We start from the raw sequence: 20,032 nt of genomic DNA, 5'->3' as shown, positions 1-20,032 counted from the left end.
CCTATTTGAATGAATTACTCATTCAAAACTGAACAAAACAAAAGCGCTCTCGTAATTATCCTTAGAAAGGAGGTGATCCAGCCGCACCTTCCGATACGGCTACCTTGTTACGACTTCACCCCAATCATCTGTCCCACCTTAGGCGGCTGGCTCCATGAAGGTTACCTCACCGACTTCGGGTGTTACAAACTCTCGTGGTGTGACGGGCGGTGTGTACAAGGCCCGGGAACGTATTCACCGCGGCATGCTGATCCGCGATTACTAGCGATTCCGGCTTCATGCAGGCGAGTTGCAGCCTGCAATCCGAACTGAGAATGGCTTTATGGGATTCGCTTACCTTCGCAGGTTTGCAGCCCTTTGTACCATCCATTGTAGCACGTGTGTAGCCCAGGTCATAAGGGGCATGATGATTTGACGTCATCCCCACCTTCCTCCGGTTTGTCACCGGCAGTCACCTTAGAGTGCCCAACTGAATGCTGGCAACTAAGATCAAGGGTTGCGCTCGTTGCGGGACTTAACCCAACATCTCACGACACGAGCTGACGACAACCATGCACCACCTGTCACTCTGTCCCCCGAAGGGGAAAGCCCTATCTCTAGGGTTGTCAGAGGATGTCAAGACCTGGTAAGGTTCTTCGCGTTGCTTCGAATTAAACCACATGCTCCACCGCTTGTGCGGGCCCCCGTCAATTCCTTTGAGTTTCAGCCTTGCGGCCGTACTCCCCAGGCGGAGTGCTTAATGCGTTAGCTGCAGCACTAAAGGGCGGAAACCCTCTAACACTTAGCACTCATCGTTTACGGCGTGGACTACCAGGGTATCTAATCCTGTTTGCTCCCCACGCTTTCGCGCCTCAGTGTCAGTTACAGACCAGAAAGTCGCCTTCGCCACTGGTGTTCCTCCAAATCTCTACGCATTTCACCGCTACACTTGGAATTCCACTTTCCTCTTCTGCACTCAAGTTCCCCAGTTTCCAATGACCCTCCACGGTTGAGCCGTGGGCTTTCACATCAGACTTAAGGAACCACCTGCGCGCGCTTTACGCCCAATAATTCCGGACAACGCTTGCCACCTACGTATTACCGCGGCTGCTGGCACGTAGTTAGCCGTGGCTTTCTGGTTAGGTACCGTCAAGGTACCAGCAGTTACTCTGGTACTTGTTCTTCCCTAACAACAGAACTTTACGACCCGAAGGCCTTCTTCGTTCACGCGGCGTTGCTCCGTCAGACTTTCGTCCATTGCGGAAGATTCCCTACTGCTGCCTCCCGTAGGAGTCTGGGCCGTGTCTCAGTCCCAGTGTGGCCGATCACCCTCTCAGGTCGGCTACGCATCGTCGCCTTGGTGAGCCATTACCTCACCAACTAGCTAATGCGCCGCGGGCCCATCTATAAGTGACAGCGTAAACCGTCTTTCCATCTTCTCTCATGCGAGAGAAGAACGTATCCGGTATTAGCTCCGGTTTCCCGAAGTTATCCCAGTCTTATAGGCAGGTTGCCCACGTGTTACTCACCCGTCCGCCGCTAATCTCAGGGAGCAAGCTCCCGTCGATTCGCTCGACTTGCATGTATTAGGCACGCCGCCAGCGTTCGTCCTGAGCCAGGATCAAACTCTCCGAAGAAATGTTTGACTTGCTCATTTGCTTTTTTGATAGTGTGTGCTCACTTAAAATTTAACGTTGGCGCTTTGTTTTGTTCAGTTTTCAAAGAGCAATAATGGAGCGGGTGAAGAGAATCGAACTCTCATCATCAGCTTGGAAGGCTGAGGTTTTACCACTAAACTACACCCGCATTTAATTTTAAAGTATTTTCAGAAAGAAAGGATGGTCGGGAAGACAGGATTCGAACCTGCGACCCCTTGGTCCCAAACCAAGTGCTCTACCAAGCTGAGCTACTTCCCGTAAAATATGGTGCGCCCGGCGGGAGTCGAACCTACAACCTTCTGATTCGTAGTCAGATGCTCTATCCAATTGAGCTACGGGCGCTAATTTCTATGATGTTATTGGTGCGGCCGAGAGGAGTCGAACCTCCACGGGGTTTCCCCCACTAGGCCCTCAACCTAGCGCGTCTGCCATTCCGCCACGACCGCGAAAGCGACTTTGTAAGCTTAACACCTTTTCAACTTGATGTCAAGAAGAAAAATTTCAGTGCGGGTGAAGGGACTTGAACCCCCACGCCTTGCGGCGCCAGATCCTAAGTCTGGTGCGTCTGCCAATTCCGCCACACCCGCGAAAAAAATAAATGGTGAGCCATGAAGGATTCGAACCTTCGACCCTCTGATTAAAAGTCAGATGCTCTACCAACTGAGCTAATGGCTCTAAATGAAAATGGCTGGGCTAGAAGGGATCGAACCTTCGCATGACGGAATCAAAATCCGTTGCCTTACCGCTTGGCTATAGCCCAATAATCAAATACTAATTAACAACCAGGATAATATTATATCACGATAATATTTATTTGGCAAGTGTTTTTTGAAGAAAAAATGGCGGTCCCGACGGGAATCGAACCCGCGATCTCCTGCGTGACAGGCAGGCATGTTAACCGCTACACCACGGGACCAGTATTTTGATTGTGTATAAGAAAGTGACCCATACGGGATTCGAACCCGTGTTACCGCCGTGAAAGGGCGGTGTCTTAACCGCTTGACCAATGGGCCTTGATATAAAAATGTGTGTAACTGGCGGAGAAGGAGGGATTTGAACCCTCGCGCCGCTTACGCGACCTACACCCTTAGCAGGGGCGCCTCTTCAGCCTCTTGAGTACTTCCCCAAAAAAAAATGGCTCCGCAGGTAGGACTCGAACCTACGACCGTTCGGTTAACAGCCGAATGCTCTACCACTGAGCTACTGCGGAATAATGAAAATTGGGTTCCTTTTTCACGCTCAAGGACCTTAGTGTTTGTCGTTAAGGACAAGTTGTTATCTTGTCGACTCTTATGATTATAAAGAGGTTGCAACCTAAAGTCAAGAGTTCTTTTGTGTTTTTTTATTTTTTTGTTTTTTGCTCCTTAAACCCTTGGTAAATCAATGTTCCACGACATTTACCACAAACGAAACGGGTAGTGTCGATTCGTTTTTTTCTTATATATACCTGCTGACAGTCTTCACATTTATATTGAATTGTATTCATCTTTTTCTTTAATTGGTTAGATGGCAGCGGCTCGCAAAATCTCGGTGCCCCCACTTTTTTGAGTAAATGCTTAAAGTCCGCATCACGATGCTGGTACCCCTTCTTCTCGATGTGCAGATGGTAATGGCACAATTCATGTTTAATGATTCCAATCATTTCTTCCACACCGCGTTCATCAAGATACTTCTTATTTATTTCTATATTGTGTGAACGGAGCAAGTATCGTCCTCCTGTTGTCCGGAGACGCGGATTAAAACTCGCTTGGTGTCTAAAGGCCTTTTTAAAGTCTTTCAACGAAATTTCTTCTACTAGTTTTTGCAATTGACGATTATCCATTTCCCCCTCCCTTTCCTTGGTAACATGACAACCCATTATAACATAGACTAATAATACAATAGGAAACTAAGGGAGGAAAAGCTATGCCTAATTGGTTCCAGAATCAAATCCGCAAAGCCTTTTATGAAAAGGATTATTATCAAGTGAAGATGTTGAATCAATGTTGGTTTTTTTATCAAAAGAAAGAAAGTCTCAGGTTATAGATTCGACATTGTTCCAAGTATAAATACATCATTTCAAAAAAACCCCTTCTAATATAGAAGGAGCTTACCTTAGGCTAGTTTTGATCCTTTGGCTCGAGCATCGTTAAAGATACCCTTTGCTTTTGGGAGTCAACAAGTTCGACCCAGACTGTGACAACATCCCCAACGGCAACTACATCCAATGGGTGCTTTACAAACCGGTTGCTCAGTTTAGAAATATGCACCAGTCCATCCTGTTTAACACCGATGTCCACAAACGCACCAAAATCCACAACATTCCTCACTGTACCTTGTAATTCCATCCCAGTTTGCAGATCCTCCATTTTTAGTACATCCTGCTTAAGCAGCGGTTTTGATAACTCATCCCGAGGATCTCTTCCCGGTTTCATCAAATCATCGATGATATCTTTAATCGTAATTTCCCCAATTTCCAATTCATTGACCAAATCAGCCGGATTTAATTTACCTAACTCTTCATTCAGTGCATCACTGCCTAAATCATCAGATGTGAATCCCATTTTCTTCAATAATTTATTCACGGCACTGTAGTTCTCAGGATGTATCGCGGTTTGATCTAAAGGTTCATCTCCATTAATGATACGTAAGAACCCTATACATTGTTCATATGTTTTGGCACCAAGCCGGGGAATCTTCTTTAATTCCTTCCTGCTTGAAAACTTCCCTTCCACTTCCCTTTTCTTCACAATATTTTGAGCAACCGATTTTGATAAACCAGCTACATATTGTAATAGAGACGATGAAGCGGTATTGACATTAACACCCACCTGGTTAACAGCTGTTTCCACTACAAAGGTGAGGGATTCCGTTAACTTTTTCTGAGACACATCATGTTGATACTGGCCTACTCCCACCGATTGCGGATCAATTTTTACAAGTTCAGCAAGGGGATCTTGAAGCCTTCTGCCTATCGAAACGGCGCTTCTCTGTTCTACTTGAAGATCCGGAAACTCTTCACGGGCAATATCCGAAGCTGAATACACACTAGCTCCCGCTTCATTAACAATTATATATGAAACGTTCCCTTTCACTTCTTTTAGAATATCTGCAATGAATTGCTCTGATTCACGTGATGCCGTACCATTGCCGATTGCCACGATCTCAACCGAGAACCGCTGAAGTATTTCGATTGTTTTTTCACGGGCAGCATGAAGTTTCGCAGCAGGAGGATGCGGATAGATTACACTGATATCGAGTACCTTTCCAGTTTCATCAATGACAGCAAGTTTACAGCCAGTCCGATATGCCGGATCTAAGGCGAGGACCACTTTTCCTTTAAGAGGAGGCTGCAAGAGCAGGTTCCGGAGGTTTTCAGAAAAAATGTGGATAGCTTGATCCTCCGCTTTTTCCGTCAGCTCTTTTCTGATCTCCCGCTCTACAGAAGGCATGATCAAACGCTTAAGTCCATCCTCAATCGCAGATTTAAGAACAACTTGGGCTTCAGATTTGTTATTTTTAATGATTTTACGTTCCAGATGACCAATGATGACTTCAGTCCTGGGCTGAATGGAAATTCGCAAAACCTCTTCCTTTTCACCTCTATTCAGCGCCAATACCCGATGTGGTACGATTCTTTGAACCGGCTCCTCATATTCATAGTACATTTCAAAGATTTTTTTCTCGTCTTTCTCTTCATTTTTCACAGTTGAAACCACTTTTCCAGCTTTGAAAATTTCAGCCCTTATCCACTTCCTTAATTCCGCATCATCGGAAATATGTTCAGCTATGATATCCTGCGCACCTGCAATAGCCTCTTCAATAGAAGGAACTTCTTTTTCTGCCGATATGAATTCAGCTGCTTTTTCACTGACTCGAGGATGCATTTGACATTCCAAAAGCCAATTAGCCAGTGGTTCAAGACCCTTTTCTTTAGCAACTGTCGCTTTCGTTCTCCTTTTTTGTTTGAATGGCCTGTATAAATCCTCGACTTCCTGCAGTTTTGTTGCCTTCTCGATTTGTTTTGTTAATTCTTCCGTCAATTTTCCCTGTTCACCAATTGAACGCGTAACTTCCGCTTTCCTCTGGCCAAGGTTTTCTAGATAGTTCCATCTTTCCATAATGGAACGAATCTGCACTTCATCAAGTGAACCAGTCATTTCTTTTCTATACCGTGCGATAAAAGGGACAGTATTCCCCTCTTGCAGCATCTGTATGACGTTTTGGACCTGATGATTTTTCAAAGTCAGCTCATTGGATATTTGTTTTATCAATTCTTTTAATGTATCTTCTATAACGATCATTTTGTATACCTCCAACCTTTTGATCTAATATATATAGTCTAGCAAATGAGCGATGAAGTTGCGAATTCCATACAAAAAAGCTCACTTCCGAATCATGGCGAAAGTAAGCTTCCTAAAATGAAAGTTGTATCATCTGCAGTTAATGGACTGCTTTTTAATATGCATTGGGCGTTCTTATCGATAGGGACCAGCCTTTTTAAAAAAGACTTAGCTCCCTTAAGTTCCAAACCATCGGAATGAAGAATGAATTTTGCATTTGGTTCATATTTGTATCTCTGCGTCCTGTATTTTTGTTTCCTGCCGGATAAATACCCTGTAACAGGTAAAGGGTAAACGAGTTTATCGTCGCTTGGATTATACAGGAAAAAGCGGATGTTACCCACTGAACTGTATACAAATTCATTCTTGTCATAAAAGATTTTCAAAATGGAAACGGCTGCCCCCCGTTTATCGACTAAAACTTGATTGCACACTGCCATTAATGCTTCCACATCCAAATCATGATTACGTTTAACTTCCTCGATGACGGCATGGGATGAATCGTATGCATTTTTCCCGCTGCCTAGCCCATCTGCCAGGACACATACAAAGTATTCTTCCGTATGAAGAAAAAAGTAATCATCGCCACAGTAAACCATCCCGTTTTTAGACGATTGAGAGACAAGGACTTCTATTTTTTCTCCCCTCAGAATATCTTTGATCACTGAATTAACTCCGAGTTTTCAGCATTAATGGCTTCTTGAAGTTTCTTGATCGCGCGGCGTTGGAGCCTTGACACATGCATTTGGGAAATCCCAAGCTTATCGCCAGCTTCTTTCTGGCTTAAATTCTCTAAATAAGTATGTTGAATGATCATCTTTTCACGGTCACTCAGCACATGAAGCACTTTTTCAAGCACAAGACGCTGATTGACCTTTTCAAAACCTTCATCGACATTTCCGAATATATCAAGCAATGTGACAGTGCCGCCATCAGAATCCGCCTCAATTGAATGATCCACGGATAAAGCTTGATAGCTTTTTCCCATTTCCATCGCCTCTAAAACTTCTTCCTCGGTCACGCCTATACTATCGGCTATTTCATCTATTCTTGGTGAACGGTGCAGAGTTGTCGTTAACTCCTCGACAGTCACCCTGATTTTTGGACCTAGTTCCTTAATTCTCCTTGGCACATGGACACTCCATGTTTTGTCACGAAGGAACCTTTTGATTTCCCCGATAATAGTGGGGACGGCAAATGCCTCAAAGCTCTTGCCGAAAGATTCATCATATCGTCGAATGGCACCTAATAGACCAATCATGCCGACTTGGGAGATATCCTCCTGAAATGATTTCCCTTTCGCATACTTACGGGAGATTGTTTCAACCAAACTTTTATAATGGATGACGAGATTACTCTGCGCTTCTTCATCTTGATTCTGCTGGTAAGCTCTGATCCATTCATTTACCTGTTCTCTTTGTGCCTGATTAGGTTGAGACTGTTTTTGCATCCATCTCCACCTGCTCTCCTTCTAAAAACTTAGTCATAAATACAGTAACCCCATCATGCTGATGAATTTTTACATCATCCATCAGAGTTTCAATAAGGTAAAGACCCAAGCCTCCTTCTCTCAAAAGTTCGACTTTTTGTCCATTTTCGTATGGACCTAGCCCTTGACGAACCTCCTCGAAATTACAGCTCTTGCCACTATCGGAAACCATGACCTCCAAACGGTCAGGATAAAGGCCGAAACTTACTTTCACTTCACCTTTTTCAGAATCCTTATATGCATGCTGTACCGCATTTGTACAAGCCTCACTGGTAGCGATTTTCAAATCCTCTATTTCATCATACGCAAATCCCATCCGGCTTCCAATTCCAGAAAGCGTTAAACGAATGACACCGATGAATTCTGGTTTTGCAGGTATTTTCATTTCGATGTAATCATATACTTGACTCATTCTAACCCACCCTCTGTACCACTTTTTATATCAATGATATCTGCAAGACCTGTTATATCAAATAAACGTCGTAACCTTTCCGATAATCCAACTAACGTGAACTCGCCATTATGTGCCCTTACGCTTTTAAAAGCACCGACGAATACCCCAAGTCCCGTACTATCCATATACGAAACTTCAGTTAGATCAATAGTAATCGAAACATTTTCCTGCTCTGAAATTGGAAATAATGATTCTCTTAGTTTCGGCGCAGTATAAGCATCGATTTCACCTTTTAGTTTTACATTAAATTCAGTATTCAATTCATTAACATCTACTGTTATATTCATCCTTGACCCACCTCTTCAAATCCTCTTCATTCCTATATCTATACCCAGCAGAAACAATACTAAACATTTGATTTTAAAATTATTAATGTAAAATCATCCCTCAGTTGGAAGTTCTGCATTTTCTCCAATTGTTTATATATATTATTCACCATTTCCTGGGCTTGCAAATGCATATTCTTTCTAATCAAACCAATAAGCGTTTCCCTTTCTATGAACCCATCATTCGTGCGGCACTCCGTTACTCCGTCAGATAATAAAATGATCATGTCTCCACGATTCACCGTTTTTTCATATTGGCGATACCTTGTTTTTTTATCAACGCCAAGCAACAAGCCCTTTGCATCTAAATCGCTAAAAGTACCTGTAGCTGCGTCATAGTAAAATCCAGGTTCATGTCCGGCTGAAGCATAGGAAAATTGCCTGTCATGCGGATCATATAAACCATAAAACATGGTTATGAACATGCTTGGATCAACATTATGCTCCACAACCCGGTTCAAGCTCTCAAGTACACTATTCGGTTCATGACGATGCTCCGGAAGACTGTCCATCGCATATTTGATCATCGACATGCACAGCGCAGCAGGGATCCCTTTTCCTATGACATCGGCTATCCCTACCCCTATACGCTCATTTTCATCCTGGACGAAGTGATAGTAATCCCCGTTCATCTGCCTCGCAGGAACACTGATCGCCCCGATTTCAAGAGCTTTGATATCAGGAATTTCCGTTTCCAAAAGAGTATGTTGAACGTTTGCCGCTATCTCGATTTCCGTTTTCAGTTCCTGCTGTTGATGTCTGAGGCTTTGATGTTCACGGTATGCAATGCCGTAGCCCATCATGACTTCTAGCAGAAAATCGAAAGAATCCAATACTTTTCCCGGTAATTCCGGGTAAAGTTCCATTAAGTTATTTTTATGCATACTTATGATTTCTTCTGGAGATATATTGTATTTGATATGTAGGCGGCTAATCTTCTGCCCTTGATAGAGTGCCTGCTCATTTTGGTCTTTAAGATAAGTAGAAAGCGCCTCATGATACTTTTTCTCCATGTTCTCCCTAATATCCATAGTCCCCCCCTAACGGAGCCATTTCGTCGCGATAATCTTAGTCCCTTCACCTGGTATCGATTCAATATCAAAGTCATCCATTAAACGTTTGGCTCCAGGAAGGCCTGCCCCCAGCCCCCCTGAGGTGGTATATCCATCTTCCATGACTCTGCGGATATCCTCAATTCCCGGCCCTTGGTCTTCTGCAATGATTTTCAATCCTGACTTCCCATTTATATTTAGCTTTTCTATGCTAACACTGCCTTGTCCAGCATATAGGTATATGTTTCGGGCCAATTCGCTAATGGCCGTTGTGATTCTGGCCTGGTCTACAGTACCGAACCCCAACTCTTTAGCGACATTTCTTCCGAGCTGCCTTGCAGCTACGATGTCCCATTCATTTATGATTTTTACGCAGGATTGGAACTCCATTCTTTAATCCCCCAATTCCTGTTGTAATTTCTCCAGGCCTTTCTCTAAGTCTAATGCTGTCAGAACATCATCGAGACTAATTCCTAGTTCAATCAATGTTATTGCAACAGCAGGCTGGATTCCCGTAATTACAACTTTGGCCCCCATAAGCTTAGACATGCTAAAGACATCGCCTAATACCTTTGCGATAAAAGAATCAATAAAATCGATTGAGGTAATATCTATAACAACGCCATTCGCGCTTGTTTCATGAATCTTATGCAGTAAATCCTCTTGAAATTGAAGGGCTGTCACATCATCCAATTCCCACTGTATAGAGACTAACAAGCAGTCATAAAGCTTTAATATCGGAATCCTCATACTTATCCCTCCACCTTTACGATCTTACGGCTCGTTAATTCCAACGCAACTTCTATCCCTTTTTTCAACGTATTTTTTGTAATCACTTCATTTAAATTAATGCCAAGATTAACGATGGTTTGAGCTATTTCAGGGCGGATGCCGCATAGTATACATTTGGCGCCCACTAATCTGACTGCCTCAGCAGCTTGAATGATATGGTGGGCAACCATGGTATCCACGACCGGCACGCCCGTAATATCAATAAGAACGACTTCAGATCTATGCTTAACCACGCCAGTCAACAGGTTTTCCATTATCTGTTTGGCACGTTCCGTATCAATCGTACCAATCAGCGGCATTACCGTAATTCCTTCCAATACAGGAATGAGCGGTGCCGAAAGTTCTTGCAACGCTATTTTTTGCATGGAAACGGTTCTTTCCCAAGTTTGAGTATATATATTGACTATTTCATTATTTATCGGTGTCGCCCATTTATCCAAATGGTTAACGAGATTGACTTGATTATCAGGAGTAACGAGACCCTTTTCCACCATTCCATTAATGACAATTAACGTGAACTTATGAAGTCCTTCATTGACGAAAGTAAGAGGCCATCCCAATTGGACGACTTTCTCGGCAAAATCTGAAAGCTTCAATGTGAATTCCTTGTTTTTACTATCAACGTTCGTTATGATCATATCTATAAATTCACTGCTCGTTTGCGTGAACATTCGATCTGAGACAACTTTAATTAATCTTTCGTCCGTACTTTCCTTCATGATGCCCATCCACTCAGTAAGGATGTAATCTTGATTTTGCTTAATAAAATCGTAAACCAATTGATTCATAATATCCTCCCATTCTAACACAATTGCTATGTTTCCCTGTCCACGTCACAAGGATGTTAACTAACTGTAATGTTATTTCCATTTGGATTTCCTTCGAGTTTCTCCACTGCACTTTTGCTTTTTTTAGGTATTTACAACATAACTACATACCCGAAATTCAGGTAAGAAAAACATAAATTAATGAAAAGTTAGGGAGATACCATAAAAAACAATGACATTCCATCCAATATCTAACTGTATAATGTTTTTATTCGTCAAATTTTTCATATTTCCTCCCTGTTTACTTTTTGGACACATGTTTATGTCATAAAAAAAACACGATTCCCACAGTACAGGAATCGTGCCATCTAAATAATATCAAGAATGATTTGTATTATAATAACGCCCGGTTTAACGGGAAAAATTTTCTTTAAAACTCAATGAGGCCTAAACTTATTTGCAAAGCTTCATTGACTTTTTGCATCATCGGTTCGTCAAGATGCGTAATTTTATCAGTTAAACGCTGCTTATCGATAGTCCGGATCTGTTCTAATAAAATGACGGAATCCCGTTCGAATCCGTACTTTTTTGCATTAATCTCAACATGTGTAGGCAATTTCGCTTTTTGAATTTGAGCTGTAATGGCTGCCACGATCACAGTCGGACTAAAGCGATTACCAATATCGTTTTGTAAAATTAGTACCGGACGGGTTCCACCCTGCTCTGAACCGACTACCGGGGAAAGGTCTGCGAAGTATACGTCACCACGCTTAACAACAATCAATGGCTCAGCCTCCGCTAACTAATCGTTCAACGCAATGACCAGCCTCGAATTCAGCCTGGAAGGCTTCAGAAGCAATCGTTAAATTAATGGCCGCCATTTCAATATAACCGCGTTTCATCGATTCACGAAACTCTTTCTTTTTACGTTCGCGAAGATACATTTTTGTGGCACGATAAATAAATTCACTGCGATTCACATTTTCCTCACTCGCATACCCGTCTAACTCTGTTAAAAAATTTTGAGGTAATCGAATTAATATCTCTCTTGTTGCGCTGGATTCAGACACAAACATACACCTCCACCATCACTACACACCTTTATTATATATCCTTTTCAATATTACCATTAAATTGCCTATCTGCAAAGAGTATATTCTATTCTCAATCCTATTATCAGCATAATAAAGGAAATCTTATTCACAATCTTAGGATTTTTTTACAATCCGCTCATTCCAAAATGAAGTTGCGTGCATGATTCATCTGATTGTCTTTCATATATATGCGGGGCACTCTTGCTCCTATCATGCATGTCACCTCATAGTTGATCGTTTCCAATTTTGCCGCTATCTCATCGACAGTGATCGATTCATCCCCATCATTCCCGATTAATGTGACCACTGTTCCTACAGGGTATGGTCCAGGCAGCTTGATCATGCATTGATCCATGCAAATCCTTCCGACTATGGGCACTCTTTTTCCATCCACAAGAACTTCCTGACCTTGCAGCTTACGGATCCAACCGTCAGCATACCCGATTGGCAAAGTTCCAATCCATTCATCACCTTCAGACGTATAAGTCGCTCCATAACTAACGCTTTCACCCTTAGCAAGCAGTTTAACCGCGACCATCTCCGTTCTCAATGATATAGCCTGTTTTAATGGAAATGGCAATATCGGCTTCATTTCCATGGAAGGACTCAAACCATACATGGAAATCCCCATTCTTATTGCATTCCATTCTGAATCGGTGAACCTTAAAGAAGCTGCACTATTGGCTGCATGAACATATTCCGGCTTTCCCGTCAATTCGGAAAGCATCCCTTTAAAGAAAGCAAGCTGCTTTTCATATAAGTCCGTCTTCATTTCATCCGCAGTCGCGAAATGAGTGAATATCCCTTGGAAATTGAAACAAGCTTCCCTCTTAAGCAAACTTTCCACTTTCATGAGTTTACCTTTATCTCGAATGCCGATTCTCCCCATGCCGCTATCCACTTTTACATGGATTTGCAAAACTTGTCCCGGTTTCAACAAATCCTTTGCCTTCTCCAACCATGCTTCATCGAAAACCGTCACGGAAATCCCATGCTCGGCAGCAAGCGCTGCACTTTCAGGCCTAGAAGCCCCAAGGACAAGAATCGGAGCCAATATACCTTTTTTCCGTAAGGCAAGAGCCTCATCCAAAAAAGCTACACTTAAAAAATCCGCCCCCGCATCAAGCGCCGTTTTAGCCACTTCATAGTCCCCGTGGCCATAAGCATTGGCTTTAACGACAGCGAAAAGACTAACGCCCTTTCTCAGACTTTTTTTCATTGAAGAGATATTTTCAAAAATATTATCCAAATTTACTTCTGCCCACGTATCTCGATGAAATATTTTCGTTTCCAAGACCTTTTCCTTCTTTCCTGCACTCACCATAAGATTCTTCCCAGTAGCGAAGTTTTCGTTTCATTATAGGACCATTCTATAACCAACCGCTAGAAAGATAAAGTGCTTTTTCACCTTGATCCTCATTTCCCAGCTGCCAGCCTAAATCAAATAATGGGTTAAAAATGTCAACAAGCCGCTTCCCCGCCTATCCTACCCAGAAGAAACCTTCGTAAGGAGACGGGAAACATCAGCTTGTTATGTAATCCTATTTGACTGGATCTTCCCCAACCGAACGGGCGACTTCTATCATCTCTTCCTGTGTCAAATCCTTTGATGCTAGCATGTAATCGACACCTTCAAAAGTCCATGCAATCGTATTTCCCGTCATGGCACCGACAGTATAACCCAAATCAACAGGTTCTCCATTCACATTCGTCGAAACGGAAGTTTGGACTACCTCAGCTTTTTCCTGAACTAATGTAAAACTTTTTGTACCCTCATAGGTCAAAACGACACGTTCTCCCTTTTCCGTCGTAATTTCTTTTTCTTCCGTTAAATTCATATCACCAATATTTTCAGGGTATTTCACTGCAAACCCCTCATTTTGGACTTCTGCCATAACGGGAGCTTCAAGTTGTGCACTTGTCATGTTTTTCTTCATGTCGAATGAATCTTTATCAAAACTCGTATCGAATTTTACTTTTGAGAATTCAACAAGAACCAAAGCGGTCCTATCAGGGTCCATGACTTTTACACTGACTGGGGATAAATCCTTTTTGTTTATAGTAATCTCTTGAAATGGTAACATTTTATTGTTTTGGTAGCGCGTTTTCGTTTCAAAGACATAATGTTTATCCGTTTCTTTATATGTCGCACTTTTATCTTCCGTAATGTCTTTCACCAACGACTCGAACAAATAGGCCTGACTGCTGTTCTCCGGCCACTCGCTTTGAAATTTAAAACTTTTATTCAAAGCAGGCGTCAAAACATATACACCATCATCATTTTTCAAAATCATCTGGCTTTGATCTTTCTCTTCATTTTTCAGATTCACGCGGTAAAAAGAAGGGTCCTTATGCCAAATCTCCACATTATACACTTGAGGTTCCGTCCCCATCTTTAATGTCATCTTCGCGTTAGCTTTATATCCTTTCATTTCACCAAGCTTCTCATTCAATTCACTCACTACATCACTCTGCGATTTTTGGCCGCAAGCAGAAAGAGCAAGCAAGAGCATGATCCCTGCAAAAAGCATTACCATCTTCTTCATCTTTTCAACCCCTTTTTGTCATTTGAACGTAAAAGGGAGAGGAAAAGGCAGGATCCGGACATTGGCTCGACTGATGTCTTAAATTCCTCAGTATTTTAGACAGGACCATTTCTCGATCCGGCTAAAAACTTTTCGAGAGCACCTACTCTGCCATGTACCTTTTACCGGGCCTTGTCTCCCTATAGCACTAAATGTATATGAGACAACCTTAAGGTTTATGACCCGATTGGACAAAACTCCACTCACCCTTCAATTACGACTTGAGCAACCGCATAATCCCTGCTATGGCTAATCGAAAGATGGACCCCTTCAGAAAACGGCTTAGAAATCACCGGCTTTCCTTTATCATCCGAGATGATTTCAATATCCAAAAAGGATAAGTGTTTACCGATCCCTGTACCGTTCGCTTTTGAAAAAGCCTCCTTTGCCGCAAAACGCCCAGCAAAATACTCGACCTTCCTTCTTCCATTTAACTTTTCGAAAATCAAGATTTCACTTTCCGTCAATATACGCTCCTTTAAACGGGGTTGCCGATTAATCAATGTTTCCATTCTATCCAACTCAGTAATGTCCACGCCTATACCTTTAATCACTTTGACACCTCTTCTATTAATTTAATAAGTTGCATATCATTAGGAGGACTCTTTTACCTGAAAATGATAATATTGTATCTAATTAAAAACGATATATAGGAGGAATTTATGTTTACAAGAACAGAAAGCTTCCGCGAATATGCAAATTCTTATCGAGCTGTAACTGTGCTCATACTCATTATGATGCTTGTATTCGTTCTCGTCCTTTTCCCCGTACTTCCCGGCAATGTACTCTTTTATTATGGCACAGGTGTGAATTTATACATCGCTGATGGACAATGGTGGCGTTTGATCACCCCCATCTTTCTACATAGCACGTTTACACATTTACTGTTTAATGGATTCTCACTTGCCATCTTTGGTCCATTCCTGGAGAAATTACTTGGAGCCTTCAAGTTTTCAATCTTCTTTTTAACGACAGGGATCCTTGCCAATATCGCAACCTTCCTGATTAACCCACTGACATATAACCACGTAGGTGCTAGCGGAGCAATTTTTGGTTTACTCGGATTCTTTCTATATCTTGTACTGTTCAATAAAACCAATTTTACGAACAACGAAAGAAATACAGTATATACATTGACCGGAATTGCCATTATCATGACTTTCATCCAACCGCAGATCAACGTTGTCGGTCATTTGGCTGGAATGGCAACCGGCTTTTTAACAGCTCCATTATTCTTAAGAAAAAAATGGTAGGCCAAACAGCCGACTCTTCCTTTCAATCATTGGGAGTCGACTGCTTTTTTAGGTGAATACCATGATTTAATTATTAGGCAATCCTTTTCTTCCACATCAGCAACCATACCGACCCGGGAGGTAATTCCTGATTTAATCGATGCTGTAATGGTGGCTAATTCTTTTCGATTCTGAAACCAGCTTTTTTTATATGTGATTGATTGAATTCTGCTTCTCTGCATGATCAATGTTTGCTTCGAGAAAAAACGGCTGCTCAATAGCAATAAATTCCCTTCTATGCTCCAACCTGCATCTCTATATTGCATGTATGCCCAAAAAATCGCCAACGGTACAAGCAAGAAGGAAAGATAACCCCAAGGTCTGAAAAACCATACCAAGGCACCGATGATCGGGATGAGGTATAGAAACTTTCGAAACACATACCTGGAAAGTGCACGCTTGGGTATTGGTGTCATCTCCGTATCCGTTTCATAAACCGGTAAAATTTCCATGATTTTCTTCTGTAAATGCTTCTTCCTGATTAAAGGGAACAGCATGATGGAAAGACTTTCTTTATCTTCCATGCTCCCTCCCGCATATTCAATATAAACCGTCGCCAATCCCAATGGCTTTCGAATTAAATTCTCCATGATCCGGATACCTTGAATTTTATGGATAGGGATTGTCAGCCGTCTTTTCTCGAGAAGCCCCCTGGAAATAACGATCTCCTCATCCGTTTTTATCACGGTAAAGGAAGCGTATTTAATTACCATACTTAATGTGGCCAGCACATAAACCGCCAATAAAGCCACAAGGGCAAACAAGGTCAGAATGAAGGTCCCCATTTCAATAAAATCTTCATAATCCTTAAATATTCTCTCAAAAGGTATCATTTCATCGAACTGTGAAATAAAAGCGACTGCCCCGGATAGGAAGACACCTACCGCTCCCGAAGTGGCAGCCATAGCGAATAACTGCGGCAGCGTCTGCTTAAAAACGGAAGATGATTTTGCTGCGATTTCATTATCCGCGACTTCATCTTTATCCCTATCAAATGGGTTATACGCATTTTTTTCCTCACTTATATAAGCATTGATTCGATCCGCATCACTTTTGCTTATGGCTGATAATACGGCATCCGCCTGAGACCCGCCTGCCGTTTCAATATTCAGCTTCACCAGGCTGAATACCCTCTGGATGATGCCCTCTGATATATCTATGCTATGAATCCGATCAAACTTTATATACCGTTTCTTCCTTACCAATACCCCGGACTCAATTCTGAATTCGCCCTCTTCTATCCGATATGTAAAGCGTAACCATTGCAAGAATGCATTCCCTATAATCAAAAGTATAATAATGGCAATGACCAGCGGTTGTATCCATCCGGGAATTCCTTCATTCTTCCCAGGAATGACGACCACTAATAAAAAAGGGATGACTAACTCCTTAATCGATTTAATGATGTTAAGCAATACAGCTATGGGGTGAAGCCTTTTAGGATCAGACATCTTCTTCCTCCACACTTGCCATTCTCGAAATATAATGCCGCAATTCATCTGCCTCTGCAAGGTCCAAGGCAGGGATAACATGAAGAGTAGCTGCAGTGGAAATTTCAACGGAGGCTAAATCGTATTTTCTTAATAATGGCCCTTGCTTCGTTTCAACATGCTGAACCCTTATCATGGGTATGAGTGTTCTTTTAATGACGAAAATACCACTTTGGATATCAATTTCAGTATTTCTTACTTCGTAACGCCATCTCTTCCATTTAACCGACGGAATCAGAAAGATGGCCAGATAGGATTGGATTATCGAAATTAGGACCAACGCGCCAATCACCCAATATGTCCAATCAAAAATGATTGTAAGCACGAGTACGGCGATGCTTATAATCCAGGTTATTGAACAGCTTATAAGACCACTGATTTTCCATACGGTTAAGGCCTTATTCGATATACGATTTTCAGGTTCCATGTGCTTCTCCTCTTCCGGACAGGTAATGCTAATTGAATCATCATCATCCATCCTTGCTTTCATCCATTATACTATATTTAAATACTGGAAATTAACCCCTTTTCAAACAAAGGCTGTGAGCATTCCATCCAAAAACCGCGGATACCTTCATGAAGAGTTGGAGATGCACATAAAAAAATGCCGCTCAAATGAGCGGCATTCCCAATTCAATTAAATCTTATTAGTTTTTTCTCTTTTTTGGCTCGTGCTGCGGTTTCCGTAACCATTCGATTTACGGTTCGTGCTTGGGCGTTTCCCTGATCCGCTGCCGTAATCTTTTCTGCCTGAAGAACTGCGGCCATTGCGCTGTCTGTTGCCAGAAGATCCGCTTCCTCCGCGATTGCGACGCATTGGAGATGGAGATTCTTCCGTTAACTTGATAGGCGTTTGATCCGGTTCTTTTGTCATTGATTTAAGCATGGCTGCAACTAAATCCGCTGCGCTATGTTTTTGTAATAACTCTTCCGCTTGACCAAGATATAAAGTTAAATCCTCATTCTCGATTGTATTAAGGATTTTTTCCGTTACTGCTTTTTGTTGACCTTCCAACGCTTCAGTTAACGTAGGAGTCTTAAGTTTCTCCATACGTTTTTTCGTTGTATGTTCAACTGCATGCAGTTGGCCTCTTTCTCTTGGTGTTACAAACGTAATGGCTATACCATGTTTACCCGCACGTCCTGTACGTCCAATACGGTGAACGTAGCTTTCCGGATCTTGAGGGATATCAAAGTTGTATACGTGAGTAACGCCGGAAATATCAAGTCCACGTGCAGCAACGTCAGTAGCAACGAGCACATCGATGCTGCGGTCTTTGAACTTTTTCAATACAGAAAGGCGTTTTGCCTGGCTAAGGTCACCATGAATGCCTTCAGCCATATAACCGCGGATATTCAATGCAGATGCCAATTCATCTACACGGCGTTTCGTACGTCCGAAGACGATCGCAAGATCCGGTGTTTGAATATCGAAAAGGCGTGCAAGTGTATCGAATTTTTCACTTTCTTTTAACTCCAAGTAATATTGTTCGATACGATCCACTGTCATTTCTTTTGCTTTTACACGTACAAGAACTGGTTCTTGCATGAATCTTTCAGCAATTTTACGGATCGGATCAGGCATTGTAGCTGAGAAAAGCAATGTTTGCCTTTCATCAGGAACCGTTGAAAGGATTAATTCAATATCCTCAATGAATCCCATGTTAAGCATTTCATCCGCTTCATCAAGAACTACAGTGTGAACTCCGCCTAATTTAATATTTTTACGTTTGATATGGTCTAAAAGACGACCAGGCGTACCAACGATAATATGTGGTTTTTTCTTTAAAGCACGGATTTGACGGTCGATGTCTTGTCCACCATAAACTGCAAGTACACGAGCACGTTTTCCGTAACCAAGCTTGAAAAGTTCCTCGGAAACTTGAATGGCAAGCTCACGTGTAGGTGCAATGACGATCCCTTGCACGTTTTCGTTATTGATATCGATGTTTTCCATCAATGGAATACCGAATGCTGCTGTTTTACCTGTTCCTGTTTGCGCTTGACCGATTATATCTTTACCTTCAAGTGCTAGAGGTATCGTTTGGGATTGAATCGGGCTTGCTTCCTCAAATCCCATTTTTTCTATTGATTTCATGGACGTTCTATCTAATCCTAATTCGCTAAACAATGTCAATGTTTTCGTACTCCTTTTTATATCGTAAATTTACACGTGCATTCATGGATCATGCACAGATGTTTTAGTTCAAATCCTCATCATCATGACGGATGTTCTTCTTTATCTCTTAATAAAAAGTTTATCATTATCACCTAAAAGTATGTCTGCCTTTTAGTTCAAATGAACTCAATATGATTTTTTAAAAAGGAAATATACCAGTACGGACATTCACTGGCATTTTTAATTTCGCGCACGTGTAAACTTATCATTAACCTACGCTCATCTTTTTAAAAGTACATGTAACCAAAATTAAATTCAATATGGAAAATTAAAAGTAGCATAAACGGTGTTTGACCGTTTTATTCAGGTGAGGGCTGCTGCACCTATTATTCATCAAACTTAAAAAGGCTGGATGAACAAAACTTGACGAGAGCCAAGATTCTTATACAAAACAGGCCCGGTGCGTTGAGGATTTGCAGAAGTGGAAAAGCGCTAAAAATGCGGCTTGATTCCCTAATAGCTACTAAAGCCGCCAAGAGATGCAGCTTTTATATATGACCAGACGCGCGGCCTATTTAATCTAAAATAATCTCAAGAATGAACTCATGAAACA

General features: G+C 41.9%; 20 protein-coding genes, 11 tRNA genes and 1 rRNA gene. 2 read left to right on the top strand and 30 right to left on the bottom strand.

What is annotated here, in order from left to right; translation table 11 throughout:
• Positions 1-65 precede the first annotated feature (65 nt).
• From MKX49_RS27345 to MKX49_RS27285, 13 genes are all read right to left on the bottom strand, one after another.
• A 16S ribosomal RNA gene (locus tag MKX49_RS27345) occupies positions 66-1,616 on the bottom strand.
• A 95-nt stretch (positions 1,617-1,711) separates the two neighbouring features.
• Positions 1,712-1,785, bottom strand: a tRNA-Gly gene (locus MKX49_RS27340).
• Between the two features lie 33 nt (positions 1,786-1,818).
• A tRNA-Pro gene (locus tag MKX49_RS27335) sits at positions 1,819-1,895 on the bottom strand.
• A gap of 7 nt (positions 1,896-1,902) precedes the next feature.
• Positions 1,903-1,979 (bottom strand) — tRNA-Arg (locus MKX49_RS27330).
• Positions 1,980-1,997: 18 nt separating this feature from the next.
• A tRNA-Leu gene (locus tag MKX49_RS27325) sits at positions 1,998-2,083 on the bottom strand.
• Between the two features lie 59 nt (positions 2,084-2,142).
• Positions 2,143-2,224, bottom strand: a tRNA-Leu gene (locus MKX49_RS27320).
• Between the two features lie 12 nt (positions 2,225-2,236).
• Positions 2,237-2,312: transfer RNA gene (locus tag MKX49_RS27315), tRNA-Lys, on the bottom strand.
• Between the two features lie 10 nt (positions 2,313-2,322).
• Positions 2,323-2,397 (bottom strand) — tRNA-Gln (locus tag MKX49_RS27310).
• A gap of 80 nt (positions 2,398-2,477) precedes the next feature.
• A tRNA-Asp gene (locus MKX49_RS27305) sits at positions 2,478-2,553 on the bottom strand.
• Positions 2,554-2,578: 25 nt separating this feature from the next.
• Positions 2,579-2,650, bottom strand: a tRNA-Glu gene (locus MKX49_RS27300).
• Positions 2,651-2,672: 22 nt separating this feature from the next.
• Positions 2,673-2,763: transfer RNA gene (locus tag MKX49_RS27295), tRNA-Ser, on the bottom strand.
• 9 nt (positions 2,764-2,772) lie between these two features.
• Positions 2,773-2,847: transfer RNA gene (locus MKX49_RS27290), tRNA-Asn, on the bottom strand.
• A gap of 132 nt (positions 2,848-2,979) precedes the next feature.
• Positions 2,980-3,459, bottom strand: a complete 480-nt coding sequence (locus MKX49_RS27285; RefSeq protein WP_048682064.1) for a SprT family protein — start codon at positions 3,457-3,459, stop codon at positions 2,980-2,982.
• Positions 3,460-3,542: 83 nt separating this feature from the next.
• Between MKX49_RS27285 and cmpA the strand changes: the two genes are divergently transcribed.
• Positions 3,543-3,662 (top strand): cortex morphogenetic protein CmpA, encoded by a 120-nt coding sequence (cmpA, locus tag MKX49_RS27280; protein ID WP_089364909.1) that lies wholly within the window; start codon positions 3,543-3,545, stop codon positions 3,660-3,662.
• Positions 3,663-3,736: 74 nt separating this feature from the next.
• On the opposite strand, the gene MKX49_RS27275 is transcribed toward cmpA, so the two are convergent.
• From MKX49_RS27275 to acpS, 14 genes are all read right to left on the bottom strand, one after another.
• Positions 3,737-5,920: a Tex family protein gene (locus tag MKX49_RS27275; protein ID WP_340878341.1), complete on the bottom strand. Its 2,184-nt coding sequence runs from the start codon at positions 5,918-5,920 to the stop codon at positions 3,737-3,739.
• A gap of 92 nt (positions 5,921-6,012) precedes the next feature.
• Positions 6,013-6,624 carry a SpoIIE family protein phosphatase gene (locus MKX49_RS27270; RefSeq protein ID WP_251544078.1) on the bottom strand — a complete coding sequence of 204 codons (612 nt, stop codon included), beginning with the start codon at positions 6,622-6,624 and terminating at the stop codon, positions 6,013-6,015.
• Positions 6,621-7,409: an RNA polymerase sigma factor SigB gene (gene sigB / locus MKX49_RS27265; RefSeq protein WP_034306363.1), complete on the bottom strand. Its 789-nt coding sequence runs from the start codon at positions 7,407-7,409 to the stop codon at positions 6,621-6,623. The genes MKX49_RS27270 and sigB overlap by 4 nt, the downstream gene beginning before the upstream one ends.
• Entirely contained in the window at positions 7,387-7,860 is a 474-nt protein-coding gene (gene rsbW, locus MKX49_RS27260) for an anti-sigma B factor RsbW (RefSeq protein WP_034306366.1), read from the bottom strand. The genes sigB and rsbW overlap by 23 nt, the downstream gene beginning before the upstream one ends.
• Positions 7,857-8,189: an anti-sigma factor antagonist gene (locus MKX49_RS27255; RefSeq protein ID WP_034306369.1), complete on the bottom strand. Its 333-nt coding sequence runs from the start codon at positions 8,187-8,189 to the stop codon at positions 7,857-7,859. Before MKX49_RS27255 ends, rsbW begins: the two co-directional genes overlap by 4 nt.
• Positions 8,190-8,248: 59 nt before the next feature.
• The gene (locus MKX49_RS27250) at positions 8,249-9,259 is read right to left on the bottom strand and encodes a PP2C family protein-serine/threonine phosphatase (protein WP_048682059.1); all 1,011 of its coding nucleotides are present in this window, start codon (positions 9,257-9,259) and stop codon (positions 8,249-8,251) included.
• 9 nt (positions 9,260-9,268) lie between these two features.
• Complete coding sequence (locus MKX49_RS27245; RefSeq protein ID WP_048682056.1) at positions 9,269-9,670, bottom strand: anti-sigma regulatory factor; 402 nt, start codon at positions 9,668-9,670, stop codon at positions 9,269-9,271.
• A 3-nt stretch (positions 9,671-9,673) separates the two neighbouring features.
• Positions 9,674-10,030, bottom strand: coding sequence for an STAS domain-containing protein (locus tag MKX49_RS27240; RefSeq protein ID WP_048682053.1), 357 nt, complete (start codon positions 10,028-10,030; stop codon positions 9,674-9,676).
• A gap of 2 nt (positions 10,031-10,032) precedes the next feature.
• Entirely contained in the window at positions 10,033-10,860 is an 828-nt protein-coding gene (locus MKX49_RS27235) for an RsbT co-antagonist protein RsbRA (protein WP_048682050.1), read from the bottom strand.
• 409 nt (positions 10,861-11,269) lie between these two features.
• On the bottom strand, positions 11,270-11,620 hold the full coding sequence (locus MKX49_RS27230) for a type II toxin-antitoxin system PemK/MazF family toxin (protein ID WP_034306610.1): 351 nt from the start codon (positions 11,618-11,620) through the stop codon (positions 11,270-11,272).
• A gap of 7 nt (positions 11,621-11,627) precedes the next feature.
• A complete protein-coding gene (locus MKX49_RS27225; protein WP_034306380.1) occupies positions 11,628-11,909 on the bottom strand; it encodes a CopG family ribbon-helix-helix protein in 282 nt (93 codons plus the stop codon).
• A gap of 160 nt (positions 11,910-12,069) precedes the next feature.
• Complete coding sequence (alr, locus tag MKX49_RS27220) at positions 12,070-13,257, bottom strand: alanine racemase (RefSeq protein ID WP_340878340.1); 1,188 nt, start codon at positions 13,255-13,257, stop codon at positions 12,070-12,072.
• A gap of 217 nt (positions 13,258-13,474) precedes the next feature.
• Positions 13,475-14,479, bottom strand: a complete 1,005-nt coding sequence (locus MKX49_RS27215; RefSeq protein WP_048682041.1) for a LolA family protein — start codon at positions 14,477-14,479, stop codon at positions 13,475-13,477.
• Positions 14,480-14,721: 242 nt separating this feature from the next.
• Positions 14,722-15,072: a holo-ACP synthase gene (gene acpS / locus MKX49_RS27210; RefSeq protein WP_053537119.1), complete on the bottom strand. Its 351-nt coding sequence runs from the start codon at positions 15,070-15,072 to the stop codon at positions 14,722-14,724.
• Between the two features lie 108 nt (positions 15,073-15,180).
• On the opposite strand from acpS, the gene MKX49_RS27205 reads away from it, so the two are divergent.
• A complete protein-coding gene (locus MKX49_RS27205; protein WP_340878339.1) occupies positions 15,181-15,771 on the top strand; it encodes a rhomboid family intramembrane serine protease in 591 nt (196 codons plus the stop codon).
• Between the two features lie 26 nt (positions 15,772-15,797).
• Here MKX49_RS27205 and MKX49_RS27200 read toward each other — a convergent pair whose 3' ends face one another.
• The 3 genes from MKX49_RS27200 to MKX49_RS27190 all read right to left on the bottom strand — a co-directional run bounded on the left by MKX49_RS27200 (position 15,798) and on the right by MKX49_RS27190 (position 19,437).
• Positions 15,798-17,261 carry a PH domain-containing protein gene (locus tag MKX49_RS27200; RefSeq protein WP_340878338.1) on the bottom strand — a complete coding sequence of 488 codons (1,464 nt, stop codon included), beginning with the start codon at positions 17,259-17,261 and terminating at the stop codon, positions 15,798-15,800.
• Positions 17,254-17,727, bottom strand: coding sequence for a PH domain-containing protein (locus MKX49_RS27195; RefSeq protein WP_048682031.1), 474 nt, complete (start codon positions 17,725-17,727; stop codon positions 17,254-17,256). Before MKX49_RS27195 ends, MKX49_RS27200 begins: the two co-directional genes overlap by 8 nt.
• Positions 17,728-17,937: 210 nt before the next feature.
• Complete coding sequence (locus MKX49_RS27190; protein ID WP_048682025.1) at positions 17,938-19,437, bottom strand: DEAD/DEAH box helicase; 1,500 nt, start codon at positions 19,435-19,437, stop codon at positions 17,938-17,940.
• Positions 19,438-20,032 lie beyond the last annotated feature (595 nt).

This window comes from Peribacillus sp. FSL M8-0224, from assembly GCF_038003055.1.
GTDB lineage: Bacteria > Bacillota > Bacilli > Bacillales > DSM-1321 > Peribacillus > Peribacillus frigoritolerans.
The sequence above is the reverse complement of the archived record's forward strand: the minus strand, read 5'-3'. Positions and strand labels throughout refer to the sequence as shown.